20 protein-coding genes and 1 riboswitch are annotated in these 21,047 nt (G+C 58.5%); of the genes, 12 read left to right on the top strand and 8 right to left on the bottom strand.

The window, feature by feature from the left end; all coding sequences use genetic code 11:
• Positions 1-50: 50 nt before the first annotated feature.
• Together ftsY and ACR0MS_RS03575 are read right to left on the bottom strand one after the other, a co-directional pair.
• On the bottom strand, positions 51-1,193 hold the full coding sequence (gene ftsY / locus ACR0MS_RS03580) for a signal recognition particle-docking protein FtsY (RefSeq protein ID WP_480569106.1): 1,143 nt from the start codon (positions 1,191-1,193) through the stop codon (positions 51-53).
• Between the two features lie 58 nt (positions 1,194-1,251).
• Positions 1,252-1,887, bottom strand: coding sequence for a lysoplasmalogenase family protein (locus ACR0MS_RS03575; protein WP_480569109.1), 636 nt, complete (start codon positions 1,885-1,887; stop codon positions 1,252-1,254).
• A 160-nt stretch (positions 1,888-2,047) separates the two neighbouring features.
• On the opposite strand from ACR0MS_RS03575, the gene ACR0MS_RS03570 reads away from it, so the two are divergent.
• The gene (locus ACR0MS_RS03570; RefSeq protein WP_480569771.1) at positions 2,048-2,419 is read left to right on the top strand and encodes a hypothetical protein; all 372 of its coding nucleotides are present in this window, start codon (positions 2,048-2,050) and stop codon (positions 2,417-2,419) included.
• Positions 2,420-2,426: 7 nt separating this feature from the next.
• Here the strand turns inward: ACR0MS_RS03570 and xseA are convergent, their stop codons facing one another.
• Positions 2,427-3,920 carry an exodeoxyribonuclease VII large subunit gene (xseA, locus tag ACR0MS_RS03565; RefSeq protein WP_480569112.1) on the bottom strand — a complete coding sequence of 498 codons (1,494 nt, stop codon included), beginning with the start codon at positions 3,918-3,920 and terminating at the stop codon, positions 2,427-2,429.
• A gap of 75 nt (positions 3,921-3,995) precedes the next feature.
• On the opposite strand from xseA, the gene purD reads away from it, so the two are divergent.
• A complete protein-coding gene (purD, locus tag ACR0MS_RS03560) occupies positions 3,996-5,258 on the top strand; it encodes a phosphoribosylamine--glycine ligase (RefSeq protein ID WP_480569115.1) in 1,263 nt (420 codons plus the stop codon).
• A 94-nt stretch (positions 5,259-5,352) separates the two neighbouring features.
• Here purD and ACR0MS_RS03555 read toward each other — a convergent pair whose 3' ends face one another.
• On the bottom strand, positions 5,353-6,117 hold the full coding sequence (locus ACR0MS_RS03555) for an FG-GAP repeat domain-containing protein (RefSeq protein WP_480569118.1): 765 nt from the start codon (positions 6,115-6,117) through the stop codon (positions 5,353-5,355).
• Positions 6,117-6,440 (bottom strand): 2Fe-2S iron-sulfur cluster-binding protein, encoded by a 324-nt coding sequence (locus ACR0MS_RS03550; protein WP_170383687.1) that lies wholly within the window; start codon positions 6,438-6,440, stop codon positions 6,117-6,119. The genes ACR0MS_RS03555 and ACR0MS_RS03550 overlap by 1 nt, the downstream gene beginning before the upstream one ends.
• Before the next feature lie 127 nt (positions 6,441-6,567).
• On the opposite strand from ACR0MS_RS03550, the gene ACR0MS_RS03545 reads away from it, so the two are divergent.
• The 4 genes from ACR0MS_RS03545 (at position 6,568) to ACR0MS_RS03530 (ending at position 9,621) form a co-directional block, all read left to right on the top strand.
• On the top strand, positions 6,568-6,951 hold the full coding sequence (locus ACR0MS_RS03545; RefSeq protein ID WP_480569121.1) for an OB-fold nucleic acid binding domain-containing protein: 384 nt from the start codon (positions 6,568-6,570) through the stop codon (positions 6,949-6,951).
• A gap of 103 nt (positions 6,952-7,054) precedes the next feature.
• A complete protein-coding gene (locus ACR0MS_RS03540) occupies positions 7,055-7,423 on the top strand; it encodes a hypothetical protein (RefSeq protein ID WP_480569124.1) in 369 nt (122 codons plus the stop codon).
• A complete protein-coding gene (gntH, locus tag ACR0MS_RS03535) occupies positions 7,424-8,401 on the top strand; it encodes a guanitoxin biosynthesis MBL fold metallo-hydrolase GntH (RefSeq protein WP_480592725.1) in 978 nt (325 codons plus the stop codon). It begins immediately after the preceding gene.
• Positions 8,402-8,592: 191 nt separating this feature from the next.
• On the top strand, positions 8,593-9,621 hold the full coding sequence (locus tag ACR0MS_RS03530) for a VOC family protein (protein ID WP_480569127.1): 1,029 nt from the start codon (positions 8,593-8,595) through the stop codon (positions 9,619-9,621).
• Between the two features lie 17 nt (positions 9,622-9,638).
• Here ACR0MS_RS03530 and ACR0MS_RS03525 read toward each other — a convergent pair whose 3' ends face one another.
• Positions 9,639-10,328 carry a glutathione S-transferase N-terminal domain-containing protein gene (locus tag ACR0MS_RS03525; RefSeq protein ID WP_480569131.1) on the bottom strand — a complete coding sequence of 230 codons (690 nt, stop codon included), beginning with the start codon at positions 10,326-10,328 and terminating at the stop codon, positions 9,639-9,641.
• Between the two features lie 23 nt (positions 10,329-10,351).
• Entirely contained in the window at positions 10,352-11,287 is a 936-nt protein-coding gene (locus ACR0MS_RS03520; protein ID WP_480578874.1) for an alpha/beta fold hydrolase, read from the bottom strand.
• 132 nt (positions 11,288-11,419) lie between these two features.
• A riboswitch (SAM riboswitch) is annotated at positions 11,420-11,497 on the top strand.
• A 65-nt stretch (positions 11,498-11,562) separates the two neighbouring features.
• Between ACR0MS_RS03520 and metZ the strand changes: the two genes are divergently transcribed.
• The 5 genes from metZ to ACR0MS_RS03495 all read left to right on the top strand — a co-directional run bounded on the left by metZ (position 11,563) and on the right by ACR0MS_RS03495 (position 18,131).
• Complete coding sequence (gene metZ, locus ACR0MS_RS03515; RefSeq protein WP_480569137.1) at positions 11,563-12,753, top strand: O-succinylhomoserine sulfhydrylase; 1,191 nt, start codon at positions 11,563-11,565, stop codon at positions 12,751-12,753.
• A gap of 171 nt (positions 12,754-12,924) precedes the next feature.
• Complete coding sequence (gene folE2, locus ACR0MS_RS03510; protein ID WP_480569140.1) at positions 12,925-14,028, top strand: GTP cyclohydrolase FolE2; 1,104 nt, start codon at positions 12,925-12,927, stop codon at positions 14,026-14,028.
• Positions 14,029-14,292: 264 nt separating this feature from the next.
• Positions 14,293-15,057 (top strand): hypothetical protein, encoded by a 765-nt coding sequence (locus ACR0MS_RS03505; RefSeq protein WP_480569143.1) that lies wholly within the window; start codon positions 14,293-14,295, stop codon positions 15,055-15,057.
• Positions 15,058-15,108: 51 nt separating this feature from the next.
• A complete protein-coding gene (locus ACR0MS_RS03500) occupies positions 15,109-16,557 on the top strand; it encodes a TrkH family potassium uptake protein (protein WP_480569146.1) in 1,449 nt (482 codons plus the stop codon).
• Positions 16,557-18,131: a thiamine pyrophosphate-binding protein gene (locus ACR0MS_RS03495; protein WP_480569149.1), complete on the top strand. Its 1,575-nt coding sequence runs from the start codon at positions 16,557-16,559 to the stop codon at positions 18,129-18,131. The genes ACR0MS_RS03500 and ACR0MS_RS03495 overlap by 1 nt, the downstream gene beginning before the upstream one ends.
• Before the next feature lie 46 nt (positions 18,132-18,177).
• On the opposite strand, the gene ACR0MS_RS03490 is transcribed toward ACR0MS_RS03495, so the two are convergent.
• Positions 18,178-19,911 carry a serine protease gene (locus tag ACR0MS_RS03490; protein WP_480569153.1) on the bottom strand — a complete coding sequence of 578 codons (1,734 nt, stop codon included), beginning with the start codon at positions 19,909-19,911 and terminating at the stop codon, positions 18,178-18,180.
• 205 nt (positions 19,912-20,116) lie between these two features.
• Here ACR0MS_RS03490 and ACR0MS_RS03485 point away from each other — a divergent pair, with 205 nt between their 5' ends.
• Entirely contained in the window at positions 20,117-21,046 is a 930-nt protein-coding gene (locus tag ACR0MS_RS03485) for a glycine--tRNA ligase subunit alpha (protein ID WP_480569156.1), read from the top strand.
• Position 21,047 lies beyond the last annotated feature (1 nt).

The raw sequence follows: 21,047 nt of genomic DNA, 5'->3' as shown, positions 1-21,047 counted from the left end.
TCTGCCCCCCACACCCCCCGAGGATATTTTTAGCCAGATGAAGGGGCGGATCAGCCTTGGTCAAGGCCGGTAAGGGCGGCGGCGAATTCTTCGGGGTCAAATGGGGCGAGATCGTCGATCTGCTCCCCAACGCCGATCGCGTGGATCGGCAGGCCAAACTTGTCCGCGAGCGCCACCAAGACACCGCCCTTGGCCGTGCCATCCAGTTTGGTCATCACAAGGCCAGAGACATCGGCGAGGTTACGGAACGTCTCGACCTGACTGAGCGCGTTTTGCCCGGTGGTCGCGTCCAGCACCAAAAGCGTATTATGCGGAGCGGTTTCGTCGACTTTGCGGATGACGCGGACGATTTTGGCGAGTTCTTCCATCAAATCGGCGCGGTTTTGCAGGCGGCCTGCGGTGTCGATCATCAACAGGTCTGCTCGGTCCTTTTGCGCGCGCGTGAGGGCGTCAAACGCGAGAGAGGCGGGGTCGGAGCCTTCGGGGGCGGTAAGGACGGGCACGCCGGCGCGGTCTCCCCAGACCTGAAGCTGTTCGACGGCGGCGGCCCGGAACGTATCGCCTGCGGCAATCACAACCTTTTTGCCTGCAGCTTTGAACTGGCTGGCGAGTTTTCCGATTGTTGTGGTCTTACCGGATCCGTTGACGCCGACCACAAGCACCACCTGCGGGCGCTTGGGGTAGATGGGCAGCGGTTTGGCGACAGGCTCCATCACGCGGGAAACTTCCTGTGCCAGAAGCTGCTTGATCTCTTGGGCTGAAAGTTTACGGCCAAAACGCCCTTCGGCCATGTTTGAGGTGACGCGCAGGGCGGTGTCCACGCCCATATCCGAGGCGATCAGCAGTTCTTCGAGCTGTTCCAGCATGTCGTCGTCAAGGGTGCGGCGAACGGCGGTCTTGGCCTCGCTCCGGCTGAACATGCGTGCCAGAACACCTTTGGACGGAGCTGCCTCGGGCGGCGGGGGGACTGGCATTGGATCGACCGGGGCCGGTTCAGGGGTCTCAACAGGTTGGGGTTCAGGCTGCGGCTGCGGGACTTCCGGTACGGGTTCTGGTTGAGGCTCTGGCTCGGGAATGACTGGGTCAGGGGTTGCCGTTTCTTCGCCGCCATCTTCGACGATGGCGTCCAGCCCCTGTTCGAGGCGGGACGAGGATTTGAACAGCTTGTCCTTGAGCTTTGAGAAAAACGCCATTTTTGGTCTCCGCAGATGTTCCTCTCACCTAATGCGGAATTGACCCAGTTGCAAAGGGTCACAGCAAGGCAGTCAGCAGCCCGGCCTGAGCACCCCAATACAGTATCCACACCATGTAAGGGGTGAAGCGGAGGCTTGGATGGTTTTGGGGCAGCAGGAACTTTTCCGTCGCCAGGATCAGGTCGGAGGCGATGAAGGCCAGCGCTGCGGGCAACGCCCAACGCAAAGGGCCGATCTCGGGTACTGCCAGTACCGCCAGACCCATGCCGAGGATAATTGGGATATACCCCAGGACGGGTCCCTTCAACTCTCCGGCGCGCGGGGCGAGCAAGGTTGCGGCAACGATGCCTAATATGATCTGGGACCAGAAGAAACCGGGCCTGTCGAAGATAAGTGCCGTTTCGCTGGACGGGTGGGACAAAAACAAAGCGATATAGGCCAGATGTCCTGCGGCAAAGGCGCCGATACCGGCCATGAATGTGGCGTCGGAGTCCCGAGACAGCAGCGCGTCGCCGATGGCACAGAAGGACAGTGCCACGGTCAGCAATAGGGGCGCACCTTGTAGTATCGCAATCACCGCGAGGACTGCGACCGACAGCGTCTTTAGGACAGACCTCAACCCATTTGCGGGTTTTGGTGTCATCGGCAAATAGGCCAGTGCACAGGCCGCGGCGATCAGGAACAAGGCTGTCATTTGGTGGCACCCCCCGTGTTTTGTTTTTTGTGCAGCGTCGCCGGGAACGCGGCAATAGCTCAACCGGTTACGTTGGGTAAGCATGGTGTTGCGCGCAGAGTTGGCGTTGCTCCACCACATCTGCCAAAATGATCTTATGCTGAGGTCTATCGCGATTCTTATGGCAATGTCCGGTCCGGTTATGGGCGCGGAGCCTGGTCTTTCAGGTTCGGAATTTGACGCATACACACGCGGGAAAACTCTGTTCTACGGGTTTCAAGGGCAGGTATACGGGGTTGAGCGTTACCTGCCAAACCGCAGAGTTATCTGGTCTTTTCTGGATGGGGACTGCAAGGAAGGCGTCTGGTACGAACAGAATGGCCAGATTTGTTTTCTTTATGAAGATCGTCTGGACCCGCAATGTTGGTTGTTCACGGAATCCGGCAACGGCTTGATTGCCCAGTTCGAGGGGAACCCGGACCGAACCGAGCTGTACGAGGCTGATGAGATCGACGAAGAAATGGTCTGCTACGGTCCCGATGTCGGCGTTTAGTACCCCGTCAAAACAGTGATCCCTGATCCGGCGTGTCCTTGGTCGGAGATTTCTTCTGCGGGGGACGCGACGGGTTTGCCTGACCAGTGTTTAGTGTGCCATCCGCGAACTCGATCTCGAAGGCTGCGTGCTTTCCAGCCTGTTCTTTGGTCGTCAGGACCTGGCCTTCTGCGCGCACCACTGCATAGCCTCTTTCCAACGTCGCTTTGTAGCTGAGTGTTTCGCGCAGCCGGTCTGTGGCCTCAAGGTGCTGGCGCATCCGGTCGAGCCTTGCGGTCTGTGCGATGTTCAGACGTTCAGCCAGTCGCGCGACGTTGTTTCGCTGCGTTTCGATTTCACGTTGGATCGGCCGCAGGGACAGCCGGGAGGACAGGTTGCGAACAGCTTCTTGCCGGGCTGCCACCAGATTGCGCAGCGTAGACGGACGCAGATGTGCAGAGATTTCCACGACGCGCAAACGGCGGTTTTGAACACTGCGACCAAGCGCCGGGGCCAGCCTATCTGCAACAAGATCAAGGCGTTGGCGCGGGGTATTCAACAAAGTGTCCGGGCGTGGCAAGGCGCGCGACAGATCGCGCAAACGCTGGGCGCGGCGTTGAACCGCGTCGCTGGCTGAGCGGGACAGGCGCGCGCCTTGCTCTCCGGTCCAGGCCAGCAGCTCCATCCGCACGGGCACGGCGAGTTCGGCGGCGGCGGTGGGTGTGGGCGCACGTCGGTCCGAGACGAAGTCGATCAGTGTTGTATCGGTCTCGTGCCCTACGGCTGAAATCAGCGGGATGTCCGAGGCGGCGGTGGCACGCGCGACGGCCTCTTCGTTGAACCCCCACAGGTCTTCGATCGAGCCACCACCACGCGCGACGATGATCAGGTCGGGGCGCGGCAGGGCGCCTCCGGGCGTGAGTTGGTTGAAACCGTTGATTGCGTTGGCCACTTCGGGCGCGCAGTTCGATCCTTGCACGGCGACGGGCCAGATCAGCACCTTGCGCGGAAACCGGTCGCGCAGGCGGTGTAGGATATCTCGGATTACCGCGCCGGATGGTGAGGTCACCACGCCGATGATCTGCGGCAGGTAAGGCAGGGGTTTCTTGCGTTCAGGCGCGAACAGCCCTTCGACCTCAAGCTGTTTCTTGCGCTTTTCCAGCAGCGCCATCAGTGCGCCTTGGCCTGCGACGGCGACCTCATCGACGTTCAGGTTGTATTTCGATTGCGCGCCGAATGCGGTCAGGCGGCCGGTGACGACAACTTCCAACCCTTCTTCGGGCACCACGGACAGGCCCGAGATCTGGCCTTTCCACGTGGTACAGGCCAGCACGTTCCGGTCATCCTTGATGTCATAGTACAGATGGCCCGAGCGCGCCTTGAACACGCGTCCGACCTCACCGCGCACACGGATTCGGCCAAATGCGCCTTCCAACGTGCGCTTTACCTCTCCTGAGATGTCCGAAACGGTGTATTCGGGGGTGTTTTGGCCGGGAATGGGGTCGTCAAGCAGGTCGGACATTTCAGCGCCTTGTGTCAAATGCCTGCCCAGCTTAGAACGCGCGGAAGGCGAGGCCAAGCAGATCGGAGAGCAGTCATGAACATCCTTATTCTCGGCAGCGGGGGACGCGAGCACAGCCTGGCCTGGGCAGTGATGCAGAACCCAAAATGCGACCGTCTGATCGTGGCGCCGGGAAATGCCGGGATCGCGCAGATTGCTGATTGCGCGGCGCTGGATATCGAAAATGGTGGCGCCGTTGTCAGCTTTGCCGAGGAAAACGCGATTGATTTCGTCATCGTCGGTCCCGAGGCACCTTTGGCCGCCGGGGTAGCGGATCGGTTGCGAGAGGCAGGCGTTCTGGTTTTTGGCCCATCGGCAGAGGCGGCGCGGTTGGAAGCGTCCAAGAGCTTTACCAAGGAGATTTGCGATGCCGCTGGTGCTCCGACGGCGGCCTATGCGCGGTTTACCGAAGCTGAACCCGCCAAGGCTTATATCCGCGCGCAGGGTGCGCCGATTGTGGTCAAAGCCGACGGTCTGGCCGCCGGTAAGGGCGTGATCGTTGCCATGGATGAGCTAACCGCGCTGGAGGCGATCGACGATATGTTCGGTGGCGCTTTTGGCGGGGCAGGCGCAGAGGTTGTCATCGAAGAGTTCATGGAGGGCGAGGAGGCTTCACTGTTCGTGCTTTGTGACGGCGAAAATATCCTGTCGGTTGGCACGGCGCAGGACCACAAACGCGTTGGCGAAGGTGATACTGGCCTCAATACGGGTGGAATGGGGGCGTATTCTCCGGCTCCCGTTCTAAGCGCCGAGGTTGAGGCGCGCGCAATGGATGAAATCGTGCGGCCGACGATGGATGAGATGAAACGGCGCGGAACACCTTTTCAGGGCGTGCTTTACGCGGGTCTCATGATTAAGGACGGACAGCCGAGGCTGGTGGAATACAACGTGCGCTTTGGGGACCCGGAGTGCCAGGTGCTGATGATGCGTCTGGGCGCGCAGGTGATGGACCTGATGCACGCGGCGGCCGAGGGGCGGTTGGCAGAAGCGCGCGTGAATTGGGCGGATGATCATGCGATCACCGTCGTCATGGCGGCGAACGGGTATCCGGGGACTTATGAAAAGGGGAGCGTGATCAACGGCTTGGATGCGCTTCCTGAAGACAGCAAGAACATGGTCTTCCATGCGGGAACCAAAGCTGAGGATGGTCGAATTCTGGCGACGGGAGGTCGCGTGTTGAACGTGACGGCACGGGGGGAAACCCTGCAGGACGCGCGCGACCGGGCTTATGAGATGGTGGACGGGATTGACTGGCCCGGCGGATTTTTTCGCCGAGATATCGGCTGGCGGGCGTTGTAATCCAATTGCCGGGCTGCGCCCGTCTTGATTTCTTGGGACGAGGGGCGCTGCCCCTCGCGCTCCCCGGGATATTTTTAGCCAGATGAAGGGCGGATCAGCAGCTCAGGGTTTGGGTAAGGGTCTTGCGATCTTTGAGTGGACCGAGATCGGTTTTTACCCAGCCGTTTTTAAAGGTGACACTGATGATGCGGGACCAGTCGGCGCTGGCCAGGATCAGTGCAGGACCTGTCGCACAATAGACTAGACCGCCAGCGATAAATGCATCGCCGATACGGTGATTGGTCAGGCCGGGAAGAGTTGCGATTTCAGTAAGTTTGCCGTCCGAGTAGCGCCAGATGCGTAGGGTTTTGGCCAAGTGTGGGCGATCTACATAGGCGATTTCGATTTGGCCGTCATTGTCCAGATCCCAAATCCCTGCAGGGGCGAGCCAGCGGTTGCGCGTGCCAATATGAGGTGTGGCAGCTATCTTTTCGCCGCGTGCATTGTAGATGGCGAGCTGTGCTCCGGTGTTTTTCTGGGATTCGACGACGATGACCTCGTTTGTCTCATCAAGATCAACGTCTGACACTCGGGGGGCGAGGTCCTCGAACACCCGGTCCTGCGGAAGTCGGATCGTAAGCACCGACTGTTCCTTGGGGTCGGTGCTTTCAACGGTGATTTCCAGTGCACCATATTCGATGTCGTCACCCAAAACGCCATGGGCATAGCGTGTGGTGGGTTCGGTATACCGTGCGGCAGTTATAGTGTCGGCGGCAGTGGCGCAGCCAACCCCGGAAAACCATAACCCAAACGTTAGCAGCGCGCCGCGAGTCCCGCGTTGCCACAGGCGAGCGGGCGGACGCGGCGCTTTGGGCTGCATCAGATCTGCTTTTCGGGCATCTGAACGACCAGACCGTCCAACTCATCCGTGACCTTGATCTGGCAGGTCAGGCGCGAGCGGGCTGGATCGGGTTCAAAGGCAAAGTCCAGCATGTCCTCTTCCATGTCGTCCTTGGCAGGCACTTTTTCGACCCAGTCGGGGTGGATATAGACATGGCAGGTCGAGCAGGCGCAGGCGCCGCCACAATCGGCCTCGATGCCGGGGATGTTGTTGTCACGGGCCCCTTCCATGACGGTCAGTCCGTTGGCGACCTCGACTGTATGCTCGGTACCGCCATGCTCGACATAGGTGATCTTTGCCATTGCGTGCGTCTTCCTTTTTCGATTGTCGAATTCTTCCTTAGTGAAGGCATTTAGGTCTGACCAGCCTCATTTGCGACTCGATGCGCCATGTCTGGACTTTCTGGTCACATGTTCTATTTTTGTTCTCATGCTTGTTGCCCCTGTTCGCCCTGCGGTTTCAAACCGAGACTGGCCGCGCCCGCCCAGTTGTCTGCCTGCCACCCGGTTGGACGACCCACCCGACAATGCGCGTGTGACCGTGGCCGGGCTGGTGATCCTGCGACAAAGGCCGGGGACGGCCAAGGGGGTGATCTTTCTGACGCTTGAGGATGAGACCGGTATCGTAAACGTGGTGGTCTGGCGTGCGATTTACGAACGCTTTCGTCGCGCCGTGATCTCGGGCCGGTTGTTGCGGGTTACGGGGCGCATGCAGCGTGCGCATTCGGTGACTCATGTGATCGCCGAAGAGATCGAGGATATCTCGGGCATGCTGGATGTACTGGTGCAGGGGAAGGCGCAGATGCACGAGTAGGCGGGAACTCGTCAGAAATCCAAATGTATGCTAATATCCGAATAATACCAAATAACTAAAAGATAGGATTCAATACGCATAACGCACTCAAGGGGGGAACAAGATGAGACACTTGGCCATTGGTACCGTAGTATGTGCAACGCTCGGAATTGGCTTGGCAGTTGGGTCGTGGATGGAGCGAGCAGAAATCCCGGCAGACCATGTGCTGAAAAGCACCCTTAAGGCACTTAGCCCAGGAATGGCCCTGGCGGATGAAGCCGATCAGGAAATTTCACCCACTCTTGTCAGAGACAGACCCCGAGACGCGTATTATCCGAACACCGAAGATCTGGACGCAAGCGAAATGCGCGTGATTGCATGCGGGACAGGTATGCCAACGACGCGCGCGGCACAGGCAGCCGCATGTTTCCTTGTAGAGTTGGGCAATGGCGACAAGTTCTTCTTCGATATCGGGTCCGGTTCATCCGAGTGAATTTCATCCCTGCAAATTCCATACAACTATTTGGACAAGGTCTTCGTAGGCCATCTTCACACGGATCATTTTGGAGCTTTGCACGAGCTTTTCATCGGTGGCGCATTGATGGGGAGAAACAGGCCCTTGCGTGTATGGGGGCCTAGCGGGTCAGTCCCGGAGTTGGGCACGGCGGCGGCCACTGACAGTATGAAAGACATGCTGCTGTGGGATCTCAGTGCACGCGTTGGTGCAACGGATCCGCGCGGGTACCAGATGGACGTCACCGAGTTTGACTATAAAGGTGAAAACCAGGTCATTTATGACGAAAATGGGGTTGTGGTTCGAAGCTTTCCAGCCATTCATGGAATCGACGGCGCGGTGAGCTTTTCGCTTGAGTGGAATGACTTGAAGTTTGTCTATAGCTCAGACACTTACCCGAACAAATGGTTCATTGAATACGCGAAGGACGCCGATATCGCGATCCATGAGTGTTTTATCGCGGTTCCGGATATTGTCGGCAAACTCGGATTTACCCCGGAATCCGCCCTTCAGGTCGGGACCCAGATACACACTGCGCCAGAAGCCTTTGGTAAAGTGATGTCCGAGATCAAGCCAAGGATCGCGGTCGCCTATCATTTCTTCAACGATTTTGACACTGCGGGTGGCGTGGAAGAACGCATTCGCACGACCTATGATGGACCGTTGAGCTTGGCCGAGGACTTCATGGTGTGGAATATCACCAAGGACGATATCCGCGTGCGTATGGCCGTTACCGAAGAGCACACGTGGTCTCCGCCGCTTTCAGAGCCTCCGATCCCTCCGGGTGAGAACGACCGTGAGACATTTGCTCAGAATCAAGGGATACCGGTCGAGTCCGTAGGCTTTTCGGACTTTATCGAGGGCGGGAAATGGGATGTGGACGATGCGCTTCGGCCGATCTACGAACAGGCGAGTGAAGCGCTTGGTCGCGATTTTCCCTATCCGGGCGATCAGTAGCCCCAACTGATGAGCATTGTCGTTCTACGCTGATCTCAGCGTTCGTCAGGGACTTTTTGACCGCGCAGATGGACGCACGCGAATGACACGATGCCCCGCTATCTGGTGTCGTAAGGTGTTGAGTTCAAGACTGGAAAACCGCTCAAGCAATATTTACCTCGATCTGGTCGATGAGAGGAGAGAGCGGTTTCATGACATCTGGTCACTTTGTTTGGACAGACCTTTCAACTTATGACATGGCTGCGGCCAGGGTCGATTATGACAAGTTTTTTGGTTGGTCGTTTGGGGACGATCCCCAATATGATTTCGCTTCAAATATGGGGCGGGATGTCACCGCCATCTTTCCAATGCCGAACCGGTTGGCGCAGATGAACATGCCATCGTTTTGGATGTCATATGTTCACGTGGACGATCTGGACGTCAAAGTTGCACAAGCCAGAAACCACGAGGGCGTTATCATCGAAGTGGAGCCTCAGGCATTTGGCGATGAAGCGCGCATTGCGCTGGTTCGCGACCCCTCGGGCGCTGGTTTCACGATGTATGAAGGGCCCGAGATTGCACCCGCTTTCAAAGGGGCCGGGGATGTGGTGACCCGGTTTCACCATCTTCCCGATGTAAAGCTGATCGAGGCGTTTTACGCGGATTTGTTTGGGTGGAGTTTCAGGCGCAAGGCGGGCACGCAGTGGCCAGTGTTTGATGTCCAGCACCCTGACGGAACAACGATTGCCCAAGTTGAGGAAGTCCCGGAAGAAATTCGTGGAAAATACCGGTATTGGATGCCGTGTTTCCGGGTGCACTCTGTTGAACAAACGGTGGATCGGATCTTGGCACGAGAGGGCCAGCACTACGACAACTTGCCGGGCAACCGCGCCTTGGTCGCGGACCGGCAGGGGGCGCATTTCCTGATCCAGGGCGTGGCCGAGGGCGACAGTGACAGTGTCGCAGACCCAGTCAGGGCGCAATCAAAACCCGGCAGCGGATTTGCGTGGAAGGCTATGTTGGGTCTTGGGTGTGTCTGGTTGGCCGTCATACTGGATGTTCAGGTCTTTTGGGGTGCGCTGTTTCTTCTTTGGACCTGGCCCGCGCTCCGCTCGGGACGAGCGGATTTTATCGAGCCCGTCGCACGAGCCTCGCATCCCGTTCTTTACTGGGCACTCATTTCTACCTGGGCCGTTCTGAGTGCGTGGCTCATTGTCATGCCCTTTGTCGGCACAACATAGGTGTCGACCGACCCTGCCTATCTCTTGAATAAAGTACTCTGAGATTGCTTGTCACGTTGGCTCCCGCGCAGTTCGGCATGAAGCGCGCGCCCTGCCTGAACCCCCGGACGTGCGCTGACCGTCTCAAGCCAGCGGGTAAAGTGGGGCTTGTCCTCCAGCACCTGCTGCTGACCTTCCCACAAGCTTGCCCATCCCCAGATCGACATATCGGCGATGGAATAGAAGTCACCGGCAACATATTCATTCTCGGCCAGCCGACGATCAAGCACCCCGTACAAACGCCCGACCTCGGTGCGGTAGCGATCTTTTGCATAAGGCAGGTCTTGGGGCGGATCCAGTTGGGGGGCGTATTTCAGGAAATGATGCGCTTGCCCCGCCATCGGACCGACGCCGCCCATCTGCCACATAAGCCATTCCTCGACCGCGACACGGTCTCGTTCGGTCGTGCCATAGAACCGGCCGGTTTTTCGGGCCAGATACATCAGGATCGCGCCGCTTTCGAAAACCGAGATTGGCTGGCCGTCCGGTCCATCCGGGTCAACAATTGCAGGCATCCGGTTGTTCGGAGCGATTTTCAGAAACTCGGGGTCGAATTGGTCGCCCTTGCCGATGTTGATGAGATGAGTGGTGTAGGGCAACTCCATCTCTTCCAGCGCGATGGAGGCCTTCCAGCCATTTGGCGTGGGCCAGAAATACAGGTCGATCATGATGTCTCCTCAGGTTGAGGGGATCATGAGGCTTTCTGAGCGAAGGGCAATAGCTCTTGCGGCCGGGGCAGGGCAAAAAGCCGTGACCAGCGGCGGTCCGATTGATCCGGAAGGCCGTCTTGCAGGATTGGTAAACTGAGCCTGTCCTGCTGGCGTAAGAGGGCATTGTAGACCCTGAGAACACCGGGGCGCGTATAGCTGGACCAGTGGCAGACCCGGCGCTGGGGGCCTCCGACCGGAAAGAAGACCCGCGACAGGTGGTCCAGTGTTTCGGAACAATCCAGTTGCAGTGTCACGGCGTTCCTGGCGTGCAGGCCATTGCCGATCGTACGGTCACCGCGTTCGGGCGGTTGGATCAGCCATTCGTAGAGAAAATCGAACAGGTCATTTTCCCTGCTGGTCACATTGATGAATTCGGCCCGTAGACCAGCCGGGGTGCTCAGGGCTTTTTGGGCTCGGCTTTGATAGGCCGCCCCGGTCATGGATATGATGCGGTTCAGCGATCCCGGTTCAATGTGGTGCAAGGCTTCGAGCGCCAGTTCCGTCCCCATTGAGTGGCCGAGGAAATGGATCGGGCGATTCGGGTTTAGCCGATGAAGCTCCTGGATCAGGTCGGCCAGTGCGCGACCGGCTTCGATGGCGCGGCGGCGGGCGGCCCAAAGCGGACCCTGGGCATTCCAGCCAAACGCAATTCCCAGACCTTCATCTTCAAACCCCGATCCAAATCCCAACTGCTGTGGCCAACTTGGGCAATGCCATGACACAGGCGTTGGTCTCAGGGACAATATTTGCCTGTGTGGGCAGGCTTTTTCGTCATCTGGCCTGTATTTGTAGCCATGGGTCATGATTATCACCGGCCCAACAGTGCTTTGGGTCTGCCGCAGCACACTGCGCGGGGATCGCGGGCTTTGGTGCAGCGCCATGGCATCGCCCACGGCGTTAATCCTGATTATTGGCATCTGCTCTGCCTCACACAAGATGTTGTGGTGCCGATGTTTCATAACGCTATGACGCTTCGGTGAAAGGAAGGTTACAGAACCGTGACGTTGCGCCGGTCAGGGTTGACGCGCTGACAACTGAGGCGTATGCGCAACGCAATACGTGGCGATTTGTTACCGGATTGCGGGCCACGCTAAACAACACCGCTAAAAGGTCAGGATGAAAGGCCCCTTTCGCTTGACCGCGTCTGGGGTTTTTTTGATGCCCTTGCCAGACAAGGGCCGAGAGGAATGAGATGAGCGAGAGCTGGAACAAACGCACCCAAGCCGTCCATGGCGGCATTCGTCGCAGCCAATATAACGAGGTGTCCGAGGCGATCTTTCTGACGCAGGGCTTCGTCTATGAAAACGCTGAACAGGCCGAGGCGCGGTTCATCGAAACTGGTCCGGACGAGTTCATTTATGCCCGCTACGGCAATCCGACCGTGTCCATGTTTGAACAGCGCATCGCCGCGCTGGAAGGCGGCGAGGACGCCTTTGCCACTGCATCGGGCATGGCGGCAGTGAACGCGGCGCTGGTGTCAATGCTGAAGGCGGGCGACCATGTGGTTTCGGCCAAGGCTCTGTTCGGATCGTGCCTGTATATCCTTGAAAACATCCTGACCCGCTATGGTGTCGAGGTGACGTTCGTAGACGGCACAGATCTGGACGCGTGGGAAGCAGCGATCCGCCCGGACACTAAAGCGGTGTTTTTCGAGTCCATGTCGAACCCGACCCTTGAAGTGATCGACATCTCAGCCGTCGCTAAACTCGCTCATGCCGTCGGTGCAACCGTGATCGTCGACAATGTCTTTTCGACCCCAGTCTTCTCGCGTGCGATCCAGCAAGGCGCGGATGTGGTGGTTTACTCTGCGACAAAGCACATCGACGGGCAGGGGCGGGCGCTTGGGGGCGTCATCATCGGCACCAAAGACTTCATCCGCGGCACCATTGAGCCATATCTGAAACACACCGGAGGGGCGCTGAGCCCGTTCAACGCGTGGGTGATGCTGAAAGGTCTGGAAACGATGGCTCTGCGGGTCAACGCGCAGGCCGAGTCCGCACAGATCATTGCCGAGGCGCTGGAAGGGCATCCAGCACTGGAACGCACTCTGTACCCCGGCCTCAAGACTCACGCGCAGAACGCTTTGGTTCAGTCGCAACTGGGTGGTAAGGGCGGCACGGTTCTGTCGCTGGACATCAAAGGCGGGAAAGAGGCCGCGTTTGCCTTCCTCAACGCGATGACGATCCCGGTGATTTCCAACAACCTCGGTGATGCCAAGTCGATTGCGACCCATCCTGCAACGACAACCCATCAACGCCTGAGCGACGCACAAAAGGACGAGTTGGGCATTACACCGGGCTTGATCCGCTTTTCGGTCGGGCTTGAGGATGCAGGCGACCTGCTTGCCGATATCAGGCAAGCATTGGACGTTTCTCAGCGTTAAGCGTGCCTCCGGACCTGATAGGGTCGCGTCAAAGACTTGTGTGTGGGGTGGTAAATTGCTTATCCCGCACCAAAATTCGATCCGGGCTGTGTTTTCCGACGTATAGAGAGTAATTGGTAAACACGCCAAAGCTGTATATAGTCCGGCGACCAACCCCGAGGAACCCGATCGATGAACGTGCATCCCCGTGACATTGACGACGCCCCAGACAATGATGAAGCCGCTGCTGCGCTTAAGACGCTGCGCAAATGGGCTGAAACTGCGACCGAGGCCGAGATCAGCCAGCTTGATCCCGCCATTGCGCGTCTGGTGCCGGGGCTGGTGCCGGTGAACTACCCGTCGCTGTCGCGCGAGTATCCGCAGGGGTTCGAGGTCGACGCGGCCTATCGCGCCACGTTGCCGGATCTGCAAAACGGCCCCTCCAGCCTGATCCGAGGGGCGAAACAGCAGATTCAGCACGTCGGCATCTCGAATTTTCGCCTGCCGATCCGGTTCCACCGCAAACAGGGCGATGACCTGACGCTTGAGACCTCGGTCACCGGCACGGTCAGTCTGGATGCCGAGAAAAAGGGCATCAACATGTCCCGGATCATGCGGTCCTTCTACAAGCATGCCGAGCGGACCTTCAGTTTTGAGGTCATGGAGGCTGCGCTGAACGACTACATGACCGATCTGGACAGCTTTGACGCGCGGATACAGATGCGGTTTTCGTATCCTGACAGGGTGAAAAGCCTGCGTTCCGGGCTTGAGGGCTATCAGTATTATGACATTGCGCTGGAATTGGTCGAACAGAATGGCGTGCGCCAGAAGATCATGCATCTTGACTATGTCTATTCCTCGACCTGTCCCTGTTCGCTTGAACTGAGCGAACATGCACGGTCCACACGGGGCCAATTGGCGACACCGCATTCGCAGCGCTCGGTAGCGCGGATTTCGGTTGTTGTGGATTGCGACGCAGATTGCCTGTGGTTCGAAGACCTGATCGCGTTGTGCCGCAGGGCTGTCCCGACCGAAACGCAGGTCATGGTCAAGCGTGAGGATGAGCAGGCCTTTGCAGAACTGAACGCCGCCAACCCTATTTTCGTGGAGGATGCCGCGCGGCTGTTCTGCGCCGAGTTGCTGGCGGATCATCACGTGGGTGATTTCCGCGTTGTCGCCAGCCATCAGGAAAGTCTGCACAGCCATGACGCAGTGTCTGTCCTGACAGAAGGTCCGACCTTTGTGTCAGCCAGCCTGGACCCAAAGTTGTTCTCAACCCTGTTCCACGTCGGGTGAGCTTTTGAGGTCTCAGTATCGACCTAATGGCACGTTCTTGCCGCGTTGCAGCAAAAAATGCTGCAACAGCACAATCTTTGAAGTAGACTCAGGTTGAATGCAGCCGTGGCAGGGCCGTTTCTTGGCGGTATGGGCCACTCCTGAAGGAAGCTGAGACGTGCGACGCCTGACACTGCGCGACATCGCTTTCCGTCCGAATTTTCGCGGCGGGCAGGGCTCTTTGAACTTCGGCGGGCTGCGTTTCTTTCAGAGGAGAGACTACGTATGAACCCGATTATCCAGCCATTGGAATTTCAGGCTGCCGCCATCAGGATGGCGGGCTATGCGGTTAGTAACCAAATGAAAATAATGCAAATTTTGACGCGATCGGCATTGGATATGCCGTTTGTCTCAGTGCATTCCCTGCATGCGTCTGCGTCTGAACCTGCTCCGGTTGCGCCCAAGCCAAAAACCAAGCCAAAGGTCAAACCAGCCGCTCGGAAGACAGCGCGCAAGGCCGCGGCGCCCGTGAAGGCAAAGCCCGTGGCAGCCGCGAAGACAGCAACCAAACCCAAGGCCGAATCAGCACAGCCCAAAGTGGCTGCGGTTAAAGCCAAACCTGCCAGCGTCGCGGCGAAGCCTGCTGCACGCGCCGGTCGAACAACTGTCGCGAAACCGGCCGCGCCGAAAACGGCGGCAGCGCGGAAGCCTGCAGCGAAGGTTGCACAGGAAAAACCTGCCGTTGCTCAACCTGCGCCCAAGGCTTCGGCAGCACCAGTTGCCCCAAAACGCATGGCCAGCAAGCCTGAACCGGCGAAATCAGCAACTGTTAAGCCGGTGACCGCGAAACCGGCAGCCAGCAAGCCTGCGACTTCCAAATCTGCCGCCGCGAAACCGACGGCTGCAAAACGTGCGGCTGCAAAACCGGCGGCTAATAAACCCGTCACGCAGAAGGCCGAGGCGGACAAGCCTGCGGCCCCCGTTCGGCGAACGCGTGCTCCATCTAAACCTCCGGCAATGCCTACTCCGGCGAGCAAATCGGAGAAGTAAAACCGGACTATTGCTTGACACCGTCGTGCAGGCGCGCCAACGCTGCGCCTCATGACGGATATGCGCCCGGTTGGATATGTGATTGGCCTCTTGGTCGCCATTCTTGGGGCGACCATGATTTTGCCGTTGATTGCGGACCTGATCGAGGGGCGCGACGAATGGCACGTTTTCCTTGAAAGCGGCGTTATTACCGTCCTGACCGGTGTGGTTCTGGCAATGAGCTGTTCCAACGGGGTCGGGGAAGGTCTGACAATTCGACAGACCTTTTTGCTGACCACCGGAGTTTGGGTGGCCCTGCCCTTCTTTGGCGCAATTCCGTTTCTGTTCGGCGAGACTGAACTGCGCTTCGTTGACGCCTATTTCGAGGCGATGTCGGGCCTGACCACGACCGGTTCAACCGTTATCTCGGGTCTGGACGATCTTCCGCAGGGGTTGCTGCTGTGGCGAGGTGTGCTTCAGTGGCTTGGAGGTATCGGAATCATCGTTGTGGCGATGGTTTTCCTGCCCGAACTTCGTGTCGGAGGGATGCAGATCTTCCGTTCCGAAGGGTTTGAAACCATGGGGAAAATCCTGCCGCGCGCGCAGGAGATCGCCGGGCAAATCTCACTGATCTACGTGTTTCTGACCTTCGTCTGCGTTCTGGTTTATGCGGGCTTTGGCATGAGCTTCTTCGATGCCTTGGTGCATGCGATGACGACGATCGCAACGGGCGGGTTCTCGAACTATGACGACTCATTTGCGGCGTTTTCCGGACCGACCGAGTACGCGGCGGCAATTTTCATGATCCTCGCCGCGCTTCCTTTCGTGCGGTATGTTCAGCTTGCAAATGGCAATACACGATCCCTTTGGCAGGACAGCCAGATACGGGCATTCCTGGTCACCATCATAGTGCTTGTGCTGGTCATGACGGTGTTTTTGCTTTGGGTCTTCCCGCATCACTGGGAACAGGCATTCCGGCAATCCCTGTTCAATATCACCTCAATCATCTCGGGCACCGGGTACGCCAGTGTGAACTACATGACCTGGGGAAGCTTCCCCGTGATGGTCTTCTTTCTGATTGGCTTGATCGGCGGCTGTGCGGGATCAACCGCATGTTCCATCAAGGTGTTCCGCTATCAGTTGCTGTTTGCCTCGATCAAAACCCAGATCAGGCGCATTCGATCGCCGCATGGGGTCTTCATGCCGCTCTATGATGGGCGACCCATCGGAACGGACGTTCTGACCTCTGTCATGAGCTTTTTCATGTTCTTCGTGCTGTCGATGGGCATTCTGGCTTGGGCGCTGGCTTTGACCGGGCTGGATTTTATCACGGCAGTGTCCGGGGCGGCGACTGCGTTGGCCAATGTCGGGCCGGGGCTGGGGGAACAGATCGGCCCGGCCGGGAATTTCGCAGGGCTCAGCGATACGGCAAAGTGGTTGCTTTCCGTCGGCATGCTGGTGGGGCGGCTTGAATTGCTGGCCGTGTATGCCCTGTTCACCGTTCAATTCTGGAGAAGTTGATGAAACGACCGCTTGGGGCGCAGATATCGCATATGCTCAAAGAGCGCGGCGTCGACGTGATTTTTGGCATTCCGGGCGTCCATAACCAAGAGATGTACCGCGGTATCGAAGAGGCGGGCATAACGCATGTCTTGGCGCGGCACGAACAGGGTGCGGGGTTCATGGCGGACGGTTATGCACGTGCGACAGGAAAACCCGGTGTGGCCTATGTGATAACCGGACCGGGCTTGTGCAACATCATGACTCCGATGGGGCAGGGCTATACGGATTCTGTCCCGATGCTGGTTATCTCTTCCTGTCTGGATGAAACGCAGGCCATGAACGGTCAATTGCACCAGATGAAAGATCAGCGCGCCGCTGCCGAGACGGTGGCCGACTGGTCGTGTCAGGCCAATACCGCGCAGGCTGCATATGGCTTGGTGGAACGCGCGTTTGAGGAGTTTGCACTGGCCCGTCCGCGTCCCAAACATATTCAGGTGCCGATTGCCCAGCTTGAGGCTGAGGCAGACGCCGCGCCGTTTCCAAACCAATTCGGGCTCAGGACCAGCGTCAGGCCGCCGGATGTTGCCCCGGTTCTGTCAATGCTCAACATCGCGCGACGGCCATTGATCATATTGGGCGGGGGAACGCGGTCGAACCTTTGGCGTCAGATACTGACGCAATTGGGGGCCGCTTGCTTTACGACTTTTGCGGGGCGCGGCATGGCGGGTTTGAATTATGCGTTGGATTTTGGGGCCCACCTGTCGCGGCCGGGCAGCACCGAGGTGATCGCATCGGCCGATCTGGTCGTGGCGGTGGGCGCAGAACTGGGCGAAGTTGACCTGTGGCGTAACGAATTGGGCAACACGGCAAGCCTTGTCCGCGTGGATCTGGATCCCAAAGTGCTGTCGGATCACCATCGCGCTGCGGTCAAACTTCAGATGGATGGTGAGAGTTTCGCCCATGCTTTGTGGGCCTCTATTGACCACGTGAAACCCGCAACCGGCTGGACAAAGGAAGAGGTGGCCGAAACCCGGACCCGTTGGAGAGCCGAAGTCGATGCCGTACGTCCGGGTGTTGTGCCCGTGATCGACGCGCTGCGCGACGCGTTGCCCGCTGATACGATGATCTATTCAGACATGACCCAGTTCGCCTATGTCGCGAAAGAGGTCTGGGATATGGCCTATCCCTATCTCTGGCATCACCCCACGGGGTTCGGCACCCTTGGGTATGCGCTGCCTGCGGGGATCGGTGGGGCCGTTGCCCGTCGTGGGAAGCCAACAGCCGTCATCGCGGGCGACTATGGTTTCCACTACACGATGATGGAGCTGGGCGTCGCGGTTGAGCTGGGTCTGTCACTGCCCATAATTCTATGGGACAACGGTAAGTTAAAAGAGATCGAGGACAGCATGGTCCATGGCCAGATTGCGCCCAATGCCGTCGTCGCGCACAATCCCGATTTCTGCAAACTGGCTGAGGCGTTTGGCGCGTTGTCGGCAGAACCTGCCAGTCTGGATGAAATGCAAAAGGCTGTGCGGGCAGCACTCGACGCCCCGGTCCCGACGCTGATCCGGGTCACTCCGGATATTGTCTAAAAAACGCCGCCCGAAAGGGCGGCGCTTTGGATAAGTGGGCGGTGGGTCAGTCCCAACAGTGAACCAATACCGTCATTCCCGTGGCCCGACGATTTAGTTCATTTGGGGTAACCTGCGCCGTGGCCTGCCCGGATTGCCCCGATACGCCAGCCTTGTCCAAAATCTCATTCAGACGCGCTGCCGACGCCGCCAGACTGACCGAGGCGGGCAGGGTGCGCCCGTCTGACGGGGTTGGAAGCAACATGCCAACCACCTGACCGCTATCGTCGAAAACCGGGCCACCTGCGTCGCCGGGTAGGGCGGCCAGTGCGAGGCGTTTCACACCCTCTTCTCCGTTCAGGCCCCGGATGTCTGCGACCTGACCGTATGTCAGCGTCGGAGCCCCCAATGCCCCCTCGTAAGAGAACCCGGATACCGCCACTTCGGACTGAATTCTGGGCGTGTCAGAGTTGAATTCGGCAATGCTGATCGGCGCAAGATCGTTTTTGGGGCGCAAGACAGAGACACCCAATTCCGTGTCGGTCCAGGCAACCTGCAACTCTTGCTCATCGTTCAGTGTCACGCGTGTACAGCTGTCGGCTGCTTCGGAAACGGTAAGAACCGTGCCGCTGGAATCCGCAAAGAACCCCGAGCGTGAAAGACGCGGTTTGCGAACCTGCAACCCGGAAACAAGGTCGACACGCTGATCTGCGTTCGCCCCTGCACCGGCGTCCAGAACGGCGTCAGTTGTCGTGAAGCTGGCTTTCATCGCGGCCAGAACACGCGCGCGGCGGGCCTCGTCCCCGTCAGGCCAGACAAGCGTAAAGCCCTTGATTGCGCCGTCTTTCAACTGTGCTTCGGTATAGGATACGATGTCGTTTCCGCGTCCTTCGATCGTAAAGCTGTCCCCGCGCAATTGTCTGGGGCCGTCCAAAGGAACGATCTCAAGCGATTGCATGACTTCGTAGAGCGCGCGCAATGTGTCCTTGCCGCCGTCCTGACTGATCAGCAGGGCTTTGGCATCAAGACTTGATGTGCCGTTGAAATGCGCGAACGGGGCCTCGTACCGGTCGAATGAAAGCACGCCCAGCGGCAAGTCCATGTTTATCCCGGCCTGAGGGTCAGAATGGCGCGACATACCAACACTGATCAGAGGCGCATTGTAGTCATCCATCAGTGCCTGCCTTTGGGCGGTGGTCAGGACGCCTGTGGCCTCAAATCCGTTAAACCGCTGCCAATCGCCCATAGATCGGCGTGTGCCCGGACCAAACGCGCCGTCGATTGTCGAGTTGTAGAACCCCGCGGCCTGCAGCGCCGTCTGCAGTTCTTTTCGTTCCTGCGCGGTCAACAGTCGCTCGCTCTGCAGGGCTTGCGCGCGACTTTCATCTGAAACTTGCGGCGTCAGCCCTGTCACGGGCTGCTCGGCTGCGGGTTCGACGGGAGGCGTCACAACCCCGCGATCCAGAATGTTGACCCCGACTGGCCAGAACTGCTGCTCCAGTGAGTTCGAGAACGCAATGTAGCTGTCTGCAGGAATTTGACCTTCAGCCCGGTACACCCTCAGGACCTGCTCGGCGTCGCTTTGCAAATATGGTCCGATTACAATGGCATACCAGCCAGAGTTGAGGCGAAATCCGTTCACGTCCGGCAATACGCTGGCGTAGGCCTGCGCCCGTTCCTGCGCCTCGCGCAGTGAGGGCTGTGCTTCGACCTGAACCCAGACGCCCGCGTCCTGCTGCGCAAAAACGGCGCGCACGCCGAAGAAGAATAGAAATAGAATTGCAGTGAATATGCGTGTCATTGTCTGCCCGTGTCCGCAGTGTTTTATCTTTGGGTCAGACTAAGCGATTTGGACCATTGAACGCCATGCCCCGATTACGGGGAATTTCCAGTGTGGCGGTCCAGTGACAGCCAAGGCGCACTGGGACGTTGACGCCCATTGGCCCCTTGCATAGGAAGGGCAAAACCCACCGGAACCGGGCGCAAATCCGCCCAAAGGGAAAGTCATGACCGAACAGTCCAGCGCACCTCGTTCTTTTCAGGAGATAATCCTGCGGCTTCAATCCTATTGGGCCTCAAAAGGATGTGCCATTCTACAGCCCTATGACATGGAGGTTGGCGCAGGTACGTTCCATCCGGCGACCACGTTGCGCGCGTTGGGGTCAAAGGCATGGGCGGCAGCTTATGTGCAGCCCTCGCGCCGTCCGACTGACGGGCGTTACGGCGAAAACCCCAACCGGTTGCAGCACTATTATCAGTATCAGGTGCTGATCAAACCCAGCCCGCCGGACCTGCAGGAATTGTATCTGGGGTCGCTTGAGGCGATTGGGATCGACATGGAGCTGCACGACATCCGCTTTGTCGAGGATGACTGGGAAAGCCCGACTTTGGGCGCGTGGGGTCTGGGCTGGGAAGTCTGGTGTGACGGCATGGAAGTCAGCCAGTTCACCTATTTCCAGCAGGTTGGCGGCCATGATTGTGCGCCTGTTTCGGGCGAGCTGACCTATGGCCTTGAGCGTCTGGCCATGTATGTGCTGGGTATTGACCATGTGATGGACATGCCCTTCAACGACCCTCAGTCCCCCAGCCCGTTGAAATATGGCGACATCTTCAAACAGACCGAAGAAGAATACGCGCGCTGGAATTTTGACGTGGCCAATACCGAGGTTCTGCTGCGTCATTTCGAAGAGGCCGAGGCCGAATGCGCCACCATTTTGGCGCAGGAACATGACGACCCGAAAACCGGCAAGCGGATCGTCATGGCGCACCCGGCTTACGACCAGTGCATCAAGGCCAGTCACATTTTCAACCTGCTGGACGCGCGCGGGGTGATCTCTGTCACCGAGCGTCAGGCCTATATCGGGCGGGTTCGGGCGCTGGCCAAGCAATGTGCCGATGCATTCGTGATGACCGAGGCCGCCGGGTTCGAGGCCTGAT

The organism is Ruegeria sp. CJ2 (genome assembly GCF_056536745.1).
This window is presented reverse-complemented; position numbering and strand designations above follow the sequence as displayed.